The following is a 17,595-nucleotide window of genomic DNA, read 5'->3' as shown; positions in this document are numbered from 1 at the left end:
ACCCGGTGCTCGACTGGGCGCTGCTCGACGAGGGGTTCGCGTTCCTCAGCGAGTCGTACGGCCGTCCCGCCGCCATCGGCGTGGCGGTCGCCCTGGCGGTGGTGGCGGTGGGCCTGCCCACGGCGGCCACGCTGTCGATGCGGCGGTTGCGCGGGCTGGTGATCCGGCACCGCGCCGGGACCACCCGGACCGTTGCGGCGCTGGTGGTCGTCTGGGTGGTCTGCGCCGCTTTCAACGTGCGGGTGGTCGAAGGCGTGACGGTCGCCGACACGTCCGCGACCACGCTGACCAACGGCCACGGCTTCCAGGTGCGCATGCGACTCGACGACCGGGAGAAGTTCGCCGCGCTGCTGCAGGACGACCGGTTCGCGCAGACCCCCGGCGACCAACTCCTCACCGCGCTGCGCGGCAAGAACGTGGTCATCTCCTTCGTGGAGAGCTACGGCCGCGACGCCGTCGAGGACCCGGAGTTCGCCCCGCAGGTCGGTGCGGTCCTCGACGACGGGACCAATCGGCTGAACGCGGCGGGGTTCGCCGCGCAGAGCGGCTTCCTCACCTCGCCGACGTTCGGCGGCGGCAGCTGGCTCGCGCACGACACGCTGCTCTCCGGACTGTGGGTCGACAACGACCAGCGGCACCGTACCCTGCTGGCGAGTGACCGGATGACCCTCAACGGCGCCTTCCGCCGGGCCGACTGGCAGACCGTGGGCGTGATGCCCGCCGTCAGCAGGGCGTGGCCGGAGGGCTCCTTCTTCGGCTACCAGCGGTTCTACGACGCCAGAGCCCTCGGGTACCGCGGCCCGAAGTTCAGCTTCGGCACGATGCCCGACCAGTACACCCTCGCCAGTTGGCGGCGCCTGGAGCAGGCGAAGCGCGACGGCAAGCCGACGATGACGGAACTCGCGCTGGTGTCGAGCCACGCGCCCTGGACGCCCGTCCCCGACCTGGTCGACTGGGCCGCCATCGGCGACGGGACGATCTTCAAGGGGACCGCCAAGGAGTCCGACGACCGGCGCCGCAACACCACCCAGATCCGCGCCGACTACCGGCACTCCATCGAGTACACGTTGAGCGCACTGATCTCCTACGTGCAGACCTACGGCGACGATGACCTGGTGTTCATCTTCCTCGGCGACCACCAGCCCGCCGCCGTGGTCACCGGCGAGAACGCCAGCCGCGACGTCCCGATCACCATCATCACCCGGGACCGGGCCGTACTGGACCGGATCTCCGGGTGGGGCTGGCAGGACGGGCTCAAGCCCGGTCCGCAGGCGCCGGTCTGGCGGATGGACACCTTCCGGGACCGCTTCCTGACCGCCTTCGGGCCGTAGGCCCGGCCAACCCCACGGACTGGACTCACAGATGACGGCTGGCACCGACACCAGGATCGCCGCGCTCAGAACCGACCCCGGGATGTCCCTCCTGCACCGATCGCTGGATGTCTACTACGGCGACGCCGAGCGCGACGCACGGATGGACGTCTTCTACTCCCGGTTCGTCACCGAGGGCGATCTCGTCTTCGACATCGGCTCGCACGTGGGCGACCACATCGCCAGCTTCCGTCGCCTCGGGGCGCGGGTGGTCGCCGTGGAGCCGCAGCCGCTGTGCCTCCGCGCACTGCGGGCCATCTACGCCGACGACGACCAGGTGACGCTCGTCGAAGCGGTCTGCGGCGCGACCCCCGGCAGCACCCGCTTCCACGTCAACTCCGCCAATCCCACAGTGTCCACCGCCTCGCCCGAACGAAGTCGGGCGGCGGAAGGCGCGGGCGGGTGGGAGGGCGAGGTGTGGGACGCCGACATCGAGGTCCCGGTGGTCACCGTCGACGCGCTCATCACCGAGTACGGCGAGCCGACGTTCGCGAAGATCGACGTGGAGGGTTTCGAGGACGAGGTGCTGGCCGGGCTGACCCGCCCGCTGCCCGCGCTCTCGTTCGAGTTCACCACGATCGCGCGACCGGTCGCCTCCCGGTGTCTCGACCGGCTGACCGCGCTCAGCTTCGACGGCTTCGACGTGGCGTTGGGCGACGACAAGTCGATGACGTTCCAACGCTGGGTCTCCGCGACCGACATGACCACCCACCTCGCCGCGTTGCCGCACGACGCGAACTCCGGCGACGTGTACTGCGTGTCCCGTGGCCGGTTGCGACAGCTACCGCCGCCGCACGACCCGAAGCGGCGGTAGCCAGGCTCAGAAGGGGCCACCGCTCGTGACTGCCGGCCGCCAGGGGTCAGGGCTCGCGGCGAGTGCGTAGGCGTATCAGGGCCAGGCCGCCGACCAGGAGAACACCGAGGGCAGCCACAGAAGCTCCAAGTGTGGCGATGGCTGTCAGACGTCCACCCGTGACGGGCATGGGCGGAACCGGCCCGGTGAGGACCACTGTCGAGGAGCAGCTCGGTGTGCAGTCCGGGTCGGACACACCAGTGGGCGGGGTGAGGGTGGCCGTGTTGGTGAGGTCGCCGGCGGTGCCCTTCGGCACGGTTCCGCTGATCGTGTAGGTCACTGTGCCGCCAGCGAGGACGGTGATGGTGTCGTTGATGTCACCGGTGCCGGACGTTGTGCAGGTGCTTCCGGTGGATGGTTCGCAGGTCCAGGTGAATCCGGCCAGTGGTGTGGGCAGGGGGTCGGTCAGTGTCGCGCCGACCGCGTCGGACGGTCCCCGGTTGGTCACTGTCACTGTGAAGGTCACCGGTTCACCTGGCACGTAGTGGCTCGGGGTTGCGGTTTTCACCACTGCCAGGTCGACCGCGGGGGCGATGGAGGTGACCACTGTCGATGAGCAGTTCGGGGTGCAATCCGGGTCGATCGCGCCGGCGGGTGGGGTGAGGGTGGCGGTGTTGGTGAGGTCGCCGGTGGTGCCGGAGGGCACGGTTCCGCTGATCGTGTAGGTCACTGTCCCGCCCGAGAGGACGGTGATGCTGTCATTGATGTTGCCTGTGCCGGACGCGGTGCACGCGCTGCCGGGGGATGCCACACAGGTCCAGGTGAATCCGGCCAAGGGTGCGGGCAGGGGGTCGGTCAGATTCGCGCCGACCGCGTCCGAAGGGCCGCCGTTGCTGACGGTCACTGTGTAGGAGAAGGCTGCGCCTGGCACGTAGGGGCTCGGGGTGGCTGCCCTGACGACGGCGAGGTCCACCGTCAGGGCAGCCGGCGTCACGACGGTCGACGAGCAGTTCGGAGTGCACTCCGGATCCGAGGCTCCGGCCGGTGGGCTGACGGTGGCGGTGTTGGTCAGATCGCCGGTGGTGCCGGACGGCACCGTTCCGCTGATCGTGTACGTCACCGTCCCACCGGCGAGGACGGTGACGGTGTCGTTGATGGTGCCGGTACCCGAAGCGGTGCAGGAACTTCCGGTAGCTGGCGCACAGGTCCAGGTGAACCCGGCCAAGGGTGCGGGAAGCGGGTCGGTCACTGTCGCACCGACGGCGTCGGAGGGTCCGCCGTTGGTGACGGTGACCGTGTAGGTCAGCGGTGCACCCGGCACGTACGGGCTTGGGGACGCGGTTTTCACGACGGCTAGGTCCACCGTCAGCGCCGCCGGGGTCACGACGGTCGACGAGCAGTTCGGTGTGCAGTCCGGGTCGGTGACGCCTTCCGGCGGGGTGAGCGTTGCGGTGTTCGTCAGGTCGCCGGTGGTGCCCGACGGGACGGTGCCGCTGATCGTGTACGTCACTGTCCCGCCGGCCGGGACGGTGATGGTGTCGTTGATGCTGCCGGTGCCGGAGGCGGTGCAGGAACTTCCGGCGGACGGCTCGCAGGTCCAGGTGAACCCGGCCAGTGGTGCGGGCAGCGGGTCGGTCAGGTTCGCACCGACGACGTCGGACGGGCCGCCGTTGGTCACGGTGACTGCGTAGGAGAAGGACGCGCCCGGAACATACGGGCTCGGGTTTGCGGTCTTGACCACCGCCAGATCCACCGTCAGCGTCGCCGGAGTCACGACGGTCGATGAGCAACTAGGCGTGCAGTCCGGATCTGAGACGCCCTCCGGTGGGGTGAGAGTGGCCGTGTTGGTGAGGTCGCCGGTGGTGCCCGACGGGACCGTTCCGCTGATCGTGTACGTCACCGCTCCGCCCGCGAGGACGGTGATCGTGTCGTTGATGGTGCCCGTTCCGGACGCGGTGCACGCGCTGCCAGGGGATGGTGCACAGGTCCAGGTGAACCCGGCCAGCGGTGTGGGCAGTGGGTCGGTCAGGTTCGCCCCAATCGCATCGGACGGTCCGCCGTTGGTGACTGTCACCGTGTAGGTCAGCGGCGTACCTGGCACGTATGGGTTGGGGGATGCGGTCTTCACGACGGCCAGGTCGACCACGGGTCCGGCGGGGGTGGCCACAGCCGACGAGCAGTTCGGGGTGCAGTCCGGGTCAGTCGCGCCGGTGGGCGGGGTGAGCGTGGCCGTGTTGGTCAGGTCGCCGCTGGTTCCGGAGGGCACGGTTCCGTTGATCGTGTAGGTCACTGTCCCGCCTGCGAGGACGGTGATGGTGTCGTTGATGCTGCCGGTGCCGGAGGCGGTGCATGCACTGCCGGCGGACGCCTCGCAGGTCCAGGTGAACCCGGCCAGCGGTGTGGGCAGTGGGTCGGTCAGGGTTGCCCCGACCGCATCGGACGGTCCGCCGTTGGTCACTGTCACCGTGTAGGAGAAGGGGGCGCCCGGCACGTACGGGCTCGGGTTTGCGGTTTTCACCACCGCCAGATCCACCGTCAGCGCAGCCGGGGTCACGACCGTCGACGAGCAGTTCGGTGTGCACTCCGGATCCGAGACGCCGTCTGGTGGGGTGAGCGTTGCGGTGTTGGTCAGGTCGCCCGTGGTGCCCGACGGCACGGTCCCGCTGATCGTGTACGTCACGGTCCCGCCTGCGAGAACGGTGATGGTGTCGTTGATGCTGCCGGTGCCGGACGCGGCGCACGCACTGCCGGCGGACGCCTCACAGCTCCAGGTGAACCCGGCCAGCGGTGCGCAGCGGGTCGGTCAGGGTTGCCCCAACCGCATCGGACGGTCCGCCGTTGGTCACTGTCACCGTGTAGGAGAAGGGCGCGCCCGGCACGTAGGGACTTTGCGACGCGGTCTTCACCACAGCGAGGTCAACAGTGGGGATGACGGTGAGGGTGGTGGAGCCGGGCGGGTTGATCCCGACGATGGTGGGGAAGTTGCTCTCGCAGCCGGGGATCGTGGAGCCGTCCGGGGCGACGCATCCGGTGTTGGTGTACGAGCCGACCACAGTGCTGGTCACCTGGACGGAGATCGTGCAGGAGGCGACGTTCAGGTCCAGGTTGCCGGCGAAGTCGACGGACGTGGCGCCGGCGGGAGCGGTCACGGTGGCGTCCGAGCACGTGGTGCTGTTGACCCCGGTGGCGGTCACATTGGCGGGAAGGGTGTCGGTGAAACTCATCCCGTTCTTGGCTTGCAGATCGTCGGTGTTGGTGATGGTGAACGTCAGCGTGGACGTCTGCCCCTGCCCGATGGTGGTGGGGTTGAAAGCCTTGTCGAGTTGGGGGGTGACGTCGACGATCTGCGGAAGGTCGAACGCGACGTCGTTGCCGATGCCCGTTGCGGTCGCGTTGTAGAGGCGCAGGCCCAGGGTCGGTGTGTCAGCCACCGACAATTGCAGTGCCAACGATTGCAGCTTGGCTATCCAGGTGTTGTTGACGATCTCGGCGCCGGGATCCGTGCATGGGCTCAGGTTCTGTGCGAGCACCGTCGGGACGCCGTTGAGAAGCAGCTCGAACCGAAGTCGCGCCCGCTGGGCGGACGGAACGGTGCAGTTCCTCTCAGCGAAGATCGCCGAGACCGAGTAGAAGTGGCCACCGATCGCCGGAATGGTGTTGTTGTCGGTCTCCAGTTGGTATCCGGGAAGCTGCGCGCCGGTCACGCTGTTGGTGTACTCGGTGAGTACCTGGTTCGTGGCGGCCTCCCCGGGGCTCTGCCCCTGAAACAGCCCCATGTCACGGGCCATCTCCTGTAGCCGGCCCCATGCGTCTGAACGACCGCACTGGTCGTTGTTGGTGACCGGCGCGTCGCCACCGTTGGGCGGCAGCGGCGACGTCTGACGCATGATCCAGCCGTTGCACGCGCCCGCGCCGGGGCTCCACGCGGGATCCGCCGTATAGGTCTCACCGTCCGCGCCGCTGCCACCCGGCCCCGGCACGTAAACGGAACCTGGCGATCCGGTGTAGGAACCAATGCGAATCGGCGCCGCAGCCGCGCTCTCGTTGGAAAAGTCCTCAGTGAAAATCGGGGTGCCGGGCTGAGGCGTTCCGGGCAGGCCCGGCACGGTCGCCAATGCGGGTTGGCTCGACGCCACAACCACCAGCGTGGACGACGCGGCAAACGCGCCGACCGCCGCCAGCGCTGATGTGAACCATCGGCGTTCCCCGCGAACCATATTCGTTTCCCCCGTCATGCGGCCTGCAGGAGTCGCAGTAGTGGCGTTCCGACCGCGCCTGACGATCTCAAATCGCGAACGCCAGACAGAATCACCCGATACGTGGTCACCCAATCGAGTGAGGGGATGATGGCCGAATGCAATGACCGGGATGTGCAGGGAATTCGACGCGCGGCGGCTCAGCCGGGCCATCACGGCGGCCAGCTCGGCCGGCGGATCGGCGTCCCAGCCGTCCGACCCGATCACCACCACCGCCCCGCGGGTCGCCTCCGCGTGGTGGGAGGTGAGCAGGGCGCGCAGATTCGTGGCGATCCGGGTGCCCCCGTACCGGTCGGTCACCGCAACAGCCCCTCCGATGATCCGGGTAGCCTTCGCGGATGGACCTCGATGATCTTCCGCTCGCCGAGTTCGCGTTTCCGGGGCCACTGCGGGACAAACTCGTGGGCGCGATCCTGTCCGGGGCGAAGACCTCGACGACCGGTCTGCTGATCGGCTACCAGCGCGCCAACGAGCCGCTGCCGACGGTGGGCCAACTGTCCGCCGTGGTGGACTCCGCCGGTCGGCGGGTCGCGGCCATCGAGCTGACCGACGTACGGGTGATCCGGCTCGCCGACGTCGACCTGGCACACGCCCTTGCCGAGGGGGAGGGCGACGAGTCGGTGGCCCAGTGGCGCGCGGGACACGAGACGTTCTGGCACAGCGCCGCCGTGCGCGCCGAACTGGGCGACCCCGACTTCACAGTGGACGACGACACCCTGGTCGTGACCGAACGCTTCTGGCTGGTGCACGTCGTCTGAGCGACCGGAGCCGCCGCGCACCGGTCCGCGACGGGCCACACGGTCGTGCAAGGTCACCTATGCTCGGCGCGTGATCCCCCCGGCACTCGAGATCCGTGGCCTGGTCAAGACCTTCGCGGCGCATCGCGCGGTGGACGGCGTCGATCTGACCGTCCACCCCGGCACCTTCCACGGCATCGTCGGTCCCAACGGCGCCGGCAAGTCCACCACCATCGGGATGGCCGTCGGCCTGGTCACCCCGGACTCCGGCGAGATCCGGATCCTCGGCCACGACGCGCTGCGCGAGCGCGGCGTGACCCGCGCGCTGACCGGCGTACTCCCCGACGGCCTCGACTTCCCGGAACGCCTCACCGGTGCCGAACTGCTGCGCTACAGCGCCGGCCTGCGCGGGCTGACCCGGGCCGCGGCCACCGACCGGGCCGCCGAACTGATCGACGTGCTCGGCCTGACCAAGGGTGCCGGCACACCCCTGGCCGACTGTTCCACCGGCACCCGCAAGAAGCTCGGCCTCGCCCAGGCGCTGCTGCACGCGCCCCGGCTGCTCGTGCTCGACGAACCGTTCGAGGCGGTCGACCCGGTGTCGGCGGCCACCATCCGCCGGGTGCTGCGCCGGTTCGTGGCCGGCGGCGGCACCTGTGTGCTGTCCACCCACTCGATGCTGCTCGTCGAGCAGATGTGCGACGACGTCACCGTGATCCACCAGGGCCGGGTGGTCGCCGCCGGGCCGGTCGCCGAGGTCGCCGCCGGCAGCAGCCTGGAGGACCGGTTCGTCGAGTTGGTCGGCGCCGAAACCTCCGGCAGCGCCGGCCTGGACTGGCTGACCGGGGCACGATGAACGCGCAACCCTCCCTCGCCCCGCTGGCCGACACCCTCGGCGCGATCGCGGTGCCGGCCCGGATGCGCACGACAATGCTGCGCCGCTCGCTGCGCGAGCACCCCGGGCCGACCGTGGCCGCCCTGGTCGGTCTGCTGGCCGCCGCCTGGCTGATCCGGTACGCGCTGCGCGGCGACCAGCACACCCTCGGCCTGCTCGCCGGTGCCTGGGTGCTCGGCTGGATCGTCCTGCCGCTGCTGCTCGGCGGCGGGCGCGGCCGGGTCCGCCCGGCCCACCTGCGGTTGGAGCCGATCGGCGGGGTCCCGGCCGCGATCGGTCTGCTCGCCGCGTCGGCGATCGGCATCGGTCCGGCCGTCTCGCTGGTGGCGCTCGCCGCGCTGCCGGTGCACGCCGCCCGGCACGGCACCGTCGCGGTCCTCGTCACCGCCGGCGGCGCGGTGCTGCTCTGGCTGTTCGGGCTGATCGGTTCGGCCATCGCGCTGGAGGTCGTCGGCCACGCCGGTGGTCCCGCCGGGGCGCTGCTCACCGGCGTCTTCACCGGCACAGCGATGGGTGTCGCGGGGTCGCTCTGGGCGGTCTTCCCGTGGGTGTCGGTCCTGCTCGTGGCAGCGCCGCAGGAGGTGGTCCGGGCGATGGCGTACGTGCCGAGCGGTTGGCCGATCGCCGCCGTGACCGGGCCAACCGGGCGAGGGGTGGGCATGATGGCGGCCCTGGTGGGCATCGTGGCTCTCTGCGCCGCCGCGTACCTCATGCTTGTCCGAAGGGTGATCGCCGCTGGCGTGCCGTTCCGGCCGCGCCGGACCACCGCGGCGTCGCCCGCCGCACCTGCCCGCGAGTGGCTGGGCTGGGTGCCGGCCGCGACGCGGGCGGTCGTCGGCCGCGAGCTGCGGGCCTGGACGCGGCATCCGCTGCGGTTGCAGTATCTGGCGTTCGCGGTGGTGTACGGGGCGCTGCTCGCCGGGCTGCCGCTGCTGTCCGACGTGGATCTGCTGCTGCCGTGGGCCGGGCCGCTCGCCGTGCTCGGCGCGGCGGCCATGTCGGCCGGCCTGGTCGGGCTGGACGGCACCGCGTTGTGGCTGCCGCTCACCACGCCCGGCGGCGAACGAGCCGAGGTCCGGGGACGGGCCCTGGCCTGGCTGGTACTGGTCACCCCGATCGGGGTGCTGCTCACCGTCGCCGGTGTCCTCCTCGCACCGGACGTCGACCCGCTGGCCGCGCTCTGCACCCTGCCGGCTCTGCTCGGCGCGGGCGCGTCGGTGCCGGTGTGGGTGTCGCTGCTGCGGGTACGGCCGGTGGCCGACCCCCGGCACCCCACCGCGGCCGACAACCCCACGGACATCGTCAGCGTGCTGGTCGCGACCGGGTCAGGGCTGGTGGCCGCCGCGCCGGTGCTCGCCCTGGTGATCTGGGGTCCGTCGGGAGTGACGCCGCTGCTGCCACTGGTCGGGCTGCTCAGCGGCGCCGCCGCCTGGCGGGGCGGCATCTGGTTGGCCGACGAACGTCTCACCCGACGCGGGCTCGACGTGCTCGCCGCCGCCGGCCAGCGCAGCCGGCCCCCGGAGACGGTGCTCCCGCCGACCTGGGACGCACAGTGGTTCCGGGAGAACAAGCTGACCGCGTGGGCGCTGGGGTTGCTCACCGTGGGGTGGATCCCGGTCATCCCGCAGGGGGTGATGCCGTTGGCGTTCGGAATCGACAGCGGGTGGATCCTGGCGGGCCACCTGAGCGGGGGTGCGCGCACCGCCGTGGGGTTGGCCATGATCGGCCTGGGTGTGGCGATGCTGCTCGCGGGCCTGGTGCTGTGGGATCGCCGGCCGCAGCCAGGCGGCAGTGCCCACCCTGCTTCCGGGCAAGCGGAGTAGGCGGGGTTTGGCACGTCGATCGGTGGCAGCTCAGCGGGGCACCGCTCGGCGTGTCGAACAGCTCAGCTGCCAACGATCGAGGGAGCAGCGCTGCCGCCGGGACGTCGCCAGGATCTCAGTACCCGTTGTTCGTCTTCGTAACCTTGGTCCGACAGACTGCGCGGTATGCGTGATGGTTGGCGCCGGTGGGCGTGGGTCGGGGTGTTCGTCGTCGGGCTGATCCTTTATCTGGCGGTGCTGCGCACCCTGGTCAGCACCAAGAATCCGAACTTCGTACCGGCGTTGATCCTGCTCGGGGCGACGCTGGTGCCGTTGACGTTCCTGACGTTCGCGCAGGCTCGTACCGGGCGGTGGCAGGTGCCGGCGTCGGTCCTGGTGACGTCGGCGTTCTTCGGTGGTGTGATCGGCACGGTGGTCGCCGGAACGCTGGAGTACGACACCCTGCGGGGGCTCGGCACCCTGCCGATGCTGTTCGTGGCGTTGATCGAGGAGTCGGCGAAGTTGATCGTCCCGGTGATCCTGCTGTTCACGGTGGTGGCCCAGCACCGGCGTCGGGTGCCCTCGGACGGGCTGATCATCGGGGTCGCGGCCGGCATGGGTTTCGCCGCGCTGGAGACGATGGGCTACGCCTTCACCGCGCTGCTGAGCTCGCAGGGCAACATCGGCGCGGTGGAGCAGACCTTGTTCATCCGTGGGCTGACCGCGCCGGCCGGGCACACCGCCTGGACCGGGCTCACCGCTGGCGCGCTGTGGGCGTTGCTGGCGAGCCCGAGTGTCGGTCGGATCTTCGGGTTCATCGGCACGTTTCTGGGTGTCGTCGCCCTGCACACCCTCTGGGACACGTTCTCCGGCTCGCTGGTCTTCGTCGTGGTGGCGATCATCAGCATCGGCTGGTTGTTCTGGGCGCTGCGCCGCTACCGCACCTTCGGCGAGCACCCCGTCGGTCAGCTCGCACCGAGCTGACCGGCGCCCCACCCGGCGCCTCGCCCGGCCGGTGCGAACGGCTGGCACGAACGGCTGGCACGAACGGCTGGCACGAACGGCCGGGGCAGGCATGACTGTTGGTGATCCCGCTGCGACCGGACCGGCACCTCATCTACCGTCAGAGTGTTCATATATGGCGGATTGGTCGGGAAGGTGCGGCGATGGGGGTGCGCAGCTGGTTCGCGGGTTGGCCGGTGTACCGCCAGCTCACCGGCACGGACCCGCTGGGCCGGGGTGCCGCCGCGAAGTCGGACGGGTCCCGCGCGCTGACTGCCCGTACCGATACCGCTGACAGCGTGGCGCGGTCGGTGTGCCCGTACTGCGCGGTGGGGTGTGGTCAGCGGGTGTTCGTCAAGGACGGGCGGGTCAGTCAGATCGAGGGCGATCCGGACAGCCCGATCTCGCGGGGTCGGCTCTGCCCGAAGGGTTCGGCCAGTAAGAGCCTGGTGACCAGCCCGCTGCGGCAGACCACGGTTCGCTACCGCCGCCCGTACAGCACCGAGTGGGAGGACCTGGACCTCGACACCGCGATGAACATGATCGCCGATCGGGTCCTGGCCGCGCGGGACGAAACCTGGGAGGACGTCGACGCCGAGGGACGACCGCTCAACCGGACGCTGGGCATCTCCAGTCTGGGCGGGGCGACGCTCGACAACGAGGAGAACTACCTGATCAAGAAGTTGTTCACCGCGATGGGGGCGCTTCAGATCGAGAACCAGGCCCGTATTTGACACTCCTCCACCGTCCCCGGTCTGGGGACCAGCTTCGGTCGTGGCGGCGCCACCCAGTACCAGCAGGACCTGTCGAACTCCGACGTCATCGTCATCCAGGGTTCGAACATGGCCGAGGCGCACCCGGTGGGTTTCCAGTGGGTGATGGAGGCCAAGCGCCGGGGGGCGAAGGTCTTCCACATCGACCCTCGCTTCACCCGCACCAGCGCGCTGGCCGACGCGTACCTGCCGATCCGGGCGGGCACCGACATCGCGCTGCTCGGCGGGGTGATCCGCTACATCCTCGACAACGAACTGGACTTCCGGGAGTACGTCGTCGCCTACACCAACGCCGCGACCATCGTGACCGATGAGTACGCCGACACCGAGGACATGCACGGCCTCTTCTCCGGCTTCAACGACGACAACGCCACCTACGACCAGGCCAGTTGGCGCTACCAGGGTCACTCGCAGAACCAGACGACCCGCGACAGCGAGACGCAGCGGGAGACGGCGGCCGGGTTGGAGAACGAGTCGCACGGCGCGCCTGTCGGCGGCGAGACCGAACGTGACGAGACGTTGCAGCACCCGCGCTGCGTCTACCAGATCCTCAAGCGGCACTACGCCCGCTACACGCCGGAGATGGTGGAACGGGTCTGCGGCATCCCACAGGAGAAGTTCCTCGAACTGGCCCAGGCCTGGACGCAGAACTCCGGCCGGGACCGCACCGGCATGCTCGTCTACTCGGTGGGGTGGACGCAGCACAGCGTGGGTGTGCAGTACATCCGCACCGGCGCGATCATCCAGCTGTTGCTGGGCAACATGGGTCGCCCAGGTGGCGGGGTGATGGCCCTGCGCGGGCACGCCAGCATCCAGGGGTCGACCGACATCCCGACACTGTTCAACCTGCTGCCCGGTTACCTGCCGATGCCGCACCACGCCGACCACCCCACCCTGACCGAGTGGGTGGACAGCATCGCGCACCCCGGGCAGAAGGGGTTCTGGGGCAACGCCCGCACCTACGGCGTCAACCTGCTCAAGGCGTACTGGGGAGATGCCGCCACCGCCGAGAACGACTTCTGCTACGGCTACATGCCGCGGATGACCGGTGATCACGGCACCTACCAGCAGGTGCTGAACATGATCGACGGGAAGATCAAGGGGTACTTCCTGCTCGGTCAGAACCCGGCCGTCGGGTCGGCGCACGGTCGGGCGCAGCGTCTCGGCATGGCCAACCTCGACTGGCTCGTCGTCCGGGACCTGTTCGAGATCGAAAGCGCCACGTTCTGGAAGAACGCGCCGGAGATCGAGACCGGGGAGATCGTGCCCGAGGAGTGCCGTACCGAGGTGTTCTTCCTGCCCGCGGCGTCGCATGTGGAGAAGGAGGGCACGTTCACGCAGACGCAGCGGTTGTTGCAGTGGCGGGAGAAGGCCGTCGAGCCGCCGGGTGACGCCCGCTCCGAGCTGTGGTTCTTCTACCACCTCGGGCGCATCATCCGGGAACGGCTGGCGGCGTCGACCATGCCGCGCGACCGGGCGTTGCTCGACCTCGCCTGGGACTATCCCACGCACGGTCCGTACGCGGAGCCGAGCGCCGAGGCGGTGCTGCGCGAGATCAACGGGTACGACGTGGCCACCGGCCGGCCGCTGGCGTCGTTCACCGAGATGAAGGACGACGGCTCCACCGTCGGCGGCTGTTGGATCTACACCGGGGTGTACGCGGACGGCGTCAACCAGGCCGCCCGGCGCAAACCCGGCGCGCAGCAGTCACTGGTGGCGCCCGAGTGGGGTTGGGCGTGGCCGGCGAACCGGCGGATCCTCTACAACCGGGCCTCCGCCGACCCGGACGGCAACCCGTGGAGTGAGCGCAAACGCTACGTGTGGTGGGACGCGGACAAGGGCGAGTGGACCGGTTACGACGTGCCGGACTTCGAGAAGACCAAACCACCGTCCTACCGACCGGAGCACGACGCCGCAGGCGTGGCGGGCATCGCCGGCGACGACCCGTTCATCCTTCAAGGCGACGGCAAGGGCTGGCTGTACGCGCCCACCGGCGTCCTGGACGGGCCCCTGCCCACCCACTACGAGCCGGTGGAGTCGCCGGTGCGTAATCCGCTCTACCGGCAGCAGGCCAACCCGACCCGGAAGGTCTACACGCACCCGATCAACACGTTGAATCCGAGCCCGCCGCAGGAGCACAGTCAGGTGTTCCCGTACGTGTTCACTGTCAGCCGGCTCACCGAGCACCACACCGCCGGCGCGATGAGCCGCAACGTGTCGCCGTTGGCCGAGTTGCAGCCCGAGATGTTCGTCGAGGTGTCGCCGGAGCTGGCTGCCCTGCGAGGGCTGAGCCATCTGGGCTGGGCCCATCTGGTGACCAGCCGCGCGTCGGTGGAGGCGAAGGTGCTGGTGACCGACCGTGTCACGCCGTTGCGGGTGGACGGCCGGATCATCCACCAGGTCTGGTTGCCGTACCACTTCGGTTTTGAGGGTCTGGTGACCGGCGACTCGGCCAACGACCTGTTCGGCATCACCCTCGACCCCAACGTCCTGATTCAGGAGAGCAAGGTCGGCACGTGCGACGTCCGGCCCGGACGACGCCCCAGAGGCCAGGAACTGTTGGACCTCGTCGTCGACTACCGACGGCGGTCGGGGAACCTCGTGCACCGTTACCCACCGATGGTCACGACCGACGTCGCCGACAGCGCCAGCGACCAGGAGGCCTGACCGATGCCCCACGCCAATGCCCTGTACGGGCCGCTGGACCCCGCACCGGACGCGGGCTACGAGGACGCGCCGCCGCGGATGGGGTTCTTCACCGATACCAGCGTCTGTATCGGTTGCAAGGCGTGTGAGGTGGCCTGCAAGGAGTGGAACGGTGTGCCGGAGAGTGGCCTGGATCTGCTGGGTATGTCGTACGACAACACCGGCGCTCTGACCGCGAACTCGTGGCGCCACGTCGCGTTCATCGAGCAACCCCGGCCGGCCGGGCATCGCGCGCCGCCGTTCGTGGGAACGCCGACCGAGGGTTCGGCCAGCGCGGCGTCGGCGGTCGTGGCGGCCGGCCCCGGTGGGCGCACCGGCACTGACCCGGGCGTGCCGACCGGTGCGCCGTCGGCGGCCGCCGGGATGGCCGCGGGCGGGCCGGTGGACGTGCTGGGTGCCCCGATGGGCGCCGGCCCGGCCGATCCGATCGCCGGGAGCGGGGGTGGCGCCGGTCCGCAGTTCCTCGGGATGCCGGGTGCGCAGCCGCCGGGGCGGGGCACGGGCGCGGAGGGTCGGACGGATTTCCGGTGGTTGATGATGTCGGATGTCTGTAAGCACTGCACGCATGCGGCCTGTCTGGATGTGTGTCCGACGGGTTCGTTGTTCCGGACGGAGTTCGGGACGGTGGTGGTGCAGGAGGACATCTGCAACGGCTGCGGTTACTGCATTTCCGCCTGCCCGTACGGGGTGATTGACCAGCGTAAGGGCGATGGTCGGGCGTGGAAGTGCACGTTGTGCTACGACCGGTTGGGTGTGGGGATGACGCCGGCGTGTGCGCAGGCGTGTCCGACCGAGTCGATCCAGTACGGGCCCCTCGACGAGTTGCGTGAACGCGCCGCCGCCCGGGTGGCGACGCTGCACGAGCGGGGGGTTGCGGAGGCGCGACTGTACGGGCACGATCCGAGCGACGGTGTGGGTGGGGACGGGGCGTTCTTCCTGCTCCTGGACGAGCCTGAGGTGTACGGGCTGCCACCGGACCCGGTGGTGACCACCCGCGACCTACCGAAGATGTGGAAACGCGCCGGCCTCGCCGCGCTCGCCATGGCGGCGGCGACCGTCGCCGCGTTCGTCGGAGGTTCTTCATGACGCCGCCGGGCCCGGTCGGCGACCGGTTCCGCCGCTTCCGGGAGCGGCTCGCCGACGAGCACAGCAACCAACCCTCGGTGAGCGCCCCCGGGGGCGACCTGACGGTCCGGCGAGACGCCAACCGTCGGCGCGGCGGGCGGCGCGGTGGCGGCGAGGAACTGCGGGTGCCGGAGGCCGAGTTCACCTCCTACTACGGTCGGCCCGTCCTGAAGCCGCCGGTCTGGAAGTGGGACATCGCCGCGTACCTGTTCACCGGCGGGTTGGCCGCCGGCTCATCGTTGCTCGCCGCGGGCGGGCAGCTCACCAGGCGGCCCGCGTTGCGGCGCGCCGGCCGGGTCACCGCGTTGGCCGCCGTCAGCGCCAGCGCCGTCTTCCTGGTCAGGGATCTGGGCCGGCCGGCGCGGTTCCACCACATGCTGCGGGTGGCCAAGCCGACCTCGCCGATGTCGATGGGCACCTGGATCCTCACCGCGTACGGGCCGGCGGCGGGCGTCGCCGCGATCGCCGAGGCGGCCGGTGTGCTGCCCCGGCACGGTCTGCTCGGGCTGGCCGGTCGGGTGTTGCCGCCGGTCGGGCACGCCGCCGGGCTGCTCGCCGCCGGCACAGCGCCCGCGCTGGCCACGTACACCGGGGTGTTGCTGGCCGACACGGCGGTGCCGTCGTGGCATGAGGCGTACCCCGAGCTGCCGGTGATCTTCGCGGGCAGCGCGTTGGCCAGCGGCGCCGGCGTGGGTCTGCTCGCCGCGCCGCCGGCCCAGGCCGGGCCGGCCCGCCGGATGGCGGTGGCCGGCGCGGCCCTGGAGCTGTACGGCGCGCACCGGGTGGAGACCCGTCTCGGCCTGCTCAGCGAGCCCTACCGGTTGGGCCGGCCGGGTCGGTTGCTACGCGCCGGCCGGCTGCTGACCGCCGGTGGGGTGGCGGGCGCGCTGCTGGGCCGGCGCAGCCGGGTGGTCGGTGCGCTCTCCGGGACCGCGCTGCTGGCCGCGTCGGTGCTGACCCGGTTCGGGATCTTCTACGGCGGCGTCGCCTCGGCCCGTGACCCCCGGTACACGGTGGTTCCGCAACGCGAACGGGTCGAAGCGCGGCGAAGCGGCATGGATCTTCCATCTGATCGGGCGGCCCCGCCCGCGGTGTGATCGAATGTCCGGTGGAGGCGTTCAGGCGGCTGGTGCCCCTCCCGGTCTTCAAAACCGGAGTGGTCCGGGACCCGGGCCAGGCGGGTTCGATTCCCGTCCGTCTCCGCCACACCGCTTGCAGGAGATGACGTGATGGGCGACGGCCCGGTGGACCCGCGACGCCGGGTGCCCCGTACGGACACGCTGCTGGCCGACCCGGTGCTGGCCGCCGCCACGGTGACCCTCGGCCGGGAGCAGGTCAAGGCGATCGTCTCCCGCGCGCAGGACCGCGCCCGTCGCGGCGAGCTCCACCCCGACGAGGTACGCGACGCCGCGGTCGTCGCGTTGCCCACTCCCGGCCCCCGGGTGGTGCTCAACGCCACCGGCGTCGTGCTGCACACCAACCTGGGCCGGGCCCCGTTGTCGCCCGCCGCCGTCGCCGCGGTGGTGGCCGCCGCCGGGCACACCGACGTCGAGTTGGACCTGGCCACCGGCCGGAGGGCCCGTCGCGGCCGGGGCGCGCTCGACGCGCTGGCCGCCGCCGTGCCCGACGCCGGCGCCGTGCACGTGGTCAACAACGGCGCCGCCGCGCTGGTGCTGGCCGCCACCGCGTTGGCCGCCGGCCGGGAGATCGTCGTCAGCCGGGGTGAGCTGGTCGAGATCGGCGACGGTTTCCGCCTGCCTGACCTGCTGGAGAGCACCGGTGCGCGGCTGCGCGAGGTGGGCACCACCAACCGCACCACGGTCGCGGACTACGCCGCCGCCCTCGGCCCGCAGACCGGCTTCGTGCTCAAGGTGCACCCGTCGAACTTCCGGGTCACCGGCTTCACCTCCGCCGTCGGGGTGCGGCAACTGGCCACACTCGGGGTGCCGGTGGTCGCCGACATCGGCTCCGGGCTGCTCGGCGCGGACCCGCTGCTGCCCGACGAACCGGACGCGGCCAGCACCCTGCGCGCGGGCGCCGCACTGGTCACCGCCAGCGGCGACAAGCTGCTCGGTGGGCCGCAGGCGGGGCTGCTGCTGGGTGACGCCGAGCTGATCGACCGGCTGCGTCGCCACC

12 protein-coding genes and 1 tRNA gene are annotated in these 17,595 nt (G+C 70.7%); 11 read left to right on the top strand and 2 right to left on the bottom strand.

Annotation, left to right across the window (positions count from 1 at the left end):
* Both KBX53_RS03720 and KBX53_RS03715 read left to right on the top strand, forming a co-directional pair.
* Window positions 1-1,331, top strand: a 1,331-nt coding sequence (locus tag KBX53_RS03720) for a sulfatase-like hydrolase/transferase (protein ID WP_210857812.1), incomplete at its 5' end; no start/stop codon positions are given.
* Window positions 1,332-1,362: 31 nt separating this feature from the next.
* Window positions 1,363-2,184: an FkbM family methyltransferase gene (locus KBX53_RS03715; protein WP_210857811.1), complete on the top strand. Its 822-nt coding sequence runs from the start codon at window positions 1,363-1,365 to the stop codon at window positions 2,182-2,184.
* Window positions 2,185-2,230: 46 nt separating this feature from the next.
* On the opposite strand, the gene KBX53_RS03710 is transcribed toward KBX53_RS03715, so the two are convergent.
* Both KBX53_RS03710 and KBX53_RS37090 read right to left on the bottom strand, forming a co-directional pair.
* Complete coding sequence (locus KBX53_RS03710) at window positions 2,231-4,843, bottom strand: DUF11 domain-containing protein (protein ID WP_210857810.1); 2,613 nt, start codon at window positions 4,841-4,843, stop codon at window positions 2,231-2,233.
* Window positions 4,844-4,922: 79 nt separating this feature from the next.
* The gene (locus KBX53_RS37090; protein WP_210857809.1) at window positions 4,923-6,806 is read right to left on the bottom strand and encodes a VWA domain-containing protein; all 1,884 of its coding nucleotides are present in this window, start codon (window positions 6,804-6,806) and stop codon (window positions 4,923-4,925) included.
* Here KBX53_RS37090 and KBX53_RS03700 point away from each other — a divergent pair.
* The 9 genes from KBX53_RS03700 to selA all read left to right on the top strand — a co-directional run.
* Window positions 6,758-7,177 carry an ASCH domain-containing protein gene (locus tag KBX53_RS03700; protein WP_210857808.1) on the top strand — a complete coding sequence of 140 codons (420 nt, stop codon included), beginning with the start codon at window positions 6,758-6,760 and terminating at the stop codon, window positions 7,175-7,177. The genes KBX53_RS37090 and KBX53_RS03700 overlap by 49 nt on opposite strands.
* 70 nt (window positions 7,178-7,247) lie before the next feature.
* A complete protein-coding gene (locus KBX53_RS03695; RefSeq protein WP_210857807.1) occupies window positions 7,248-8,012 on the top strand; it encodes an ABC transporter ATP-binding protein in 765 nt (254 codons plus the stop codon).
* On the top strand, window positions 8,009-9,874 hold the full coding sequence (locus tag KBX53_RS03690; protein ID WP_210857806.1) for a hypothetical protein: 1,866 nt from the start codon (window positions 8,009-8,011) through the stop codon (window positions 9,872-9,874). The genes KBX53_RS03695 and KBX53_RS03690 overlap by 4 nt, the downstream gene beginning before the upstream one ends.
* Before the next feature lie 165 nt (window positions 9,875-10,039).
* Entirely contained in the window at window positions 10,040-10,837 is a 798-nt protein-coding gene (locus KBX53_RS03685) for a PrsW family intramembrane metalloprotease (protein ID WP_210857805.1), read from the top strand.
* Between the two features lie 182 nt (window positions 10,838-11,019).
* A complete protein-coding gene (fdh, locus tag KBX53_RS03680; RefSeq protein ID WP_210857804.1) occupies window positions 11,020-14,295 on the top strand; it encodes a formate dehydrogenase in 3,276 nt (1,091 codons plus the stop codon).
* Window positions 14,296-14,298: 3 nt separating this feature from the next.
* Window positions 14,299-15,420 carry a 4Fe-4S dicluster domain-containing protein gene (locus tag KBX53_RS03675; protein WP_210857803.1) on the top strand — a complete coding sequence of 374 codons (1,122 nt, stop codon included), beginning with the start codon at window positions 14,299-14,301 and terminating at the stop codon, window positions 15,418-15,420.
* The gene (gene nrfD / locus KBX53_RS03670; protein WP_210857802.1) at window positions 15,417-16,556 is read left to right on the top strand and encodes an NrfD/PsrC family molybdoenzyme membrane anchor subunit; all 1,140 of its coding nucleotides are present in this window, start codon (window positions 15,417-15,419) and stop codon (window positions 16,554-16,556) included. The genes KBX53_RS03675 and nrfD overlap by 4 nt, the downstream gene beginning before the upstream one ends.
* 13 nt (window positions 16,557-16,569) lie before the next feature.
* Window positions 16,570-16,665, top strand: a tRNA-Sec gene (locus KBX53_RS03665).
* Between the two features lie 23 nt (window positions 16,666-16,688).
* Window positions 16,689-17,595: L-seryl-tRNA(Sec) selenium transferase (gene selA, locus KBX53_RS03660; RefSeq protein ID WP_210857801.1), on the top strand; the 907-nt coding region annotated here is incomplete at its 3' end.

The organism is Micromonospora sp. M51, assembly GCF_018070305.1.
Classification (GTDB): domain Bacteria; phylum Actinomycetota; class Actinomycetes; order Mycobacteriales; family Micromonosporaceae; genus Micromonospora; species Micromonospora parva.
Note: the sequence above shows the minus strand (reverse complement) of the source record. Positions and strands in the feature narration are given on the sequence as shown.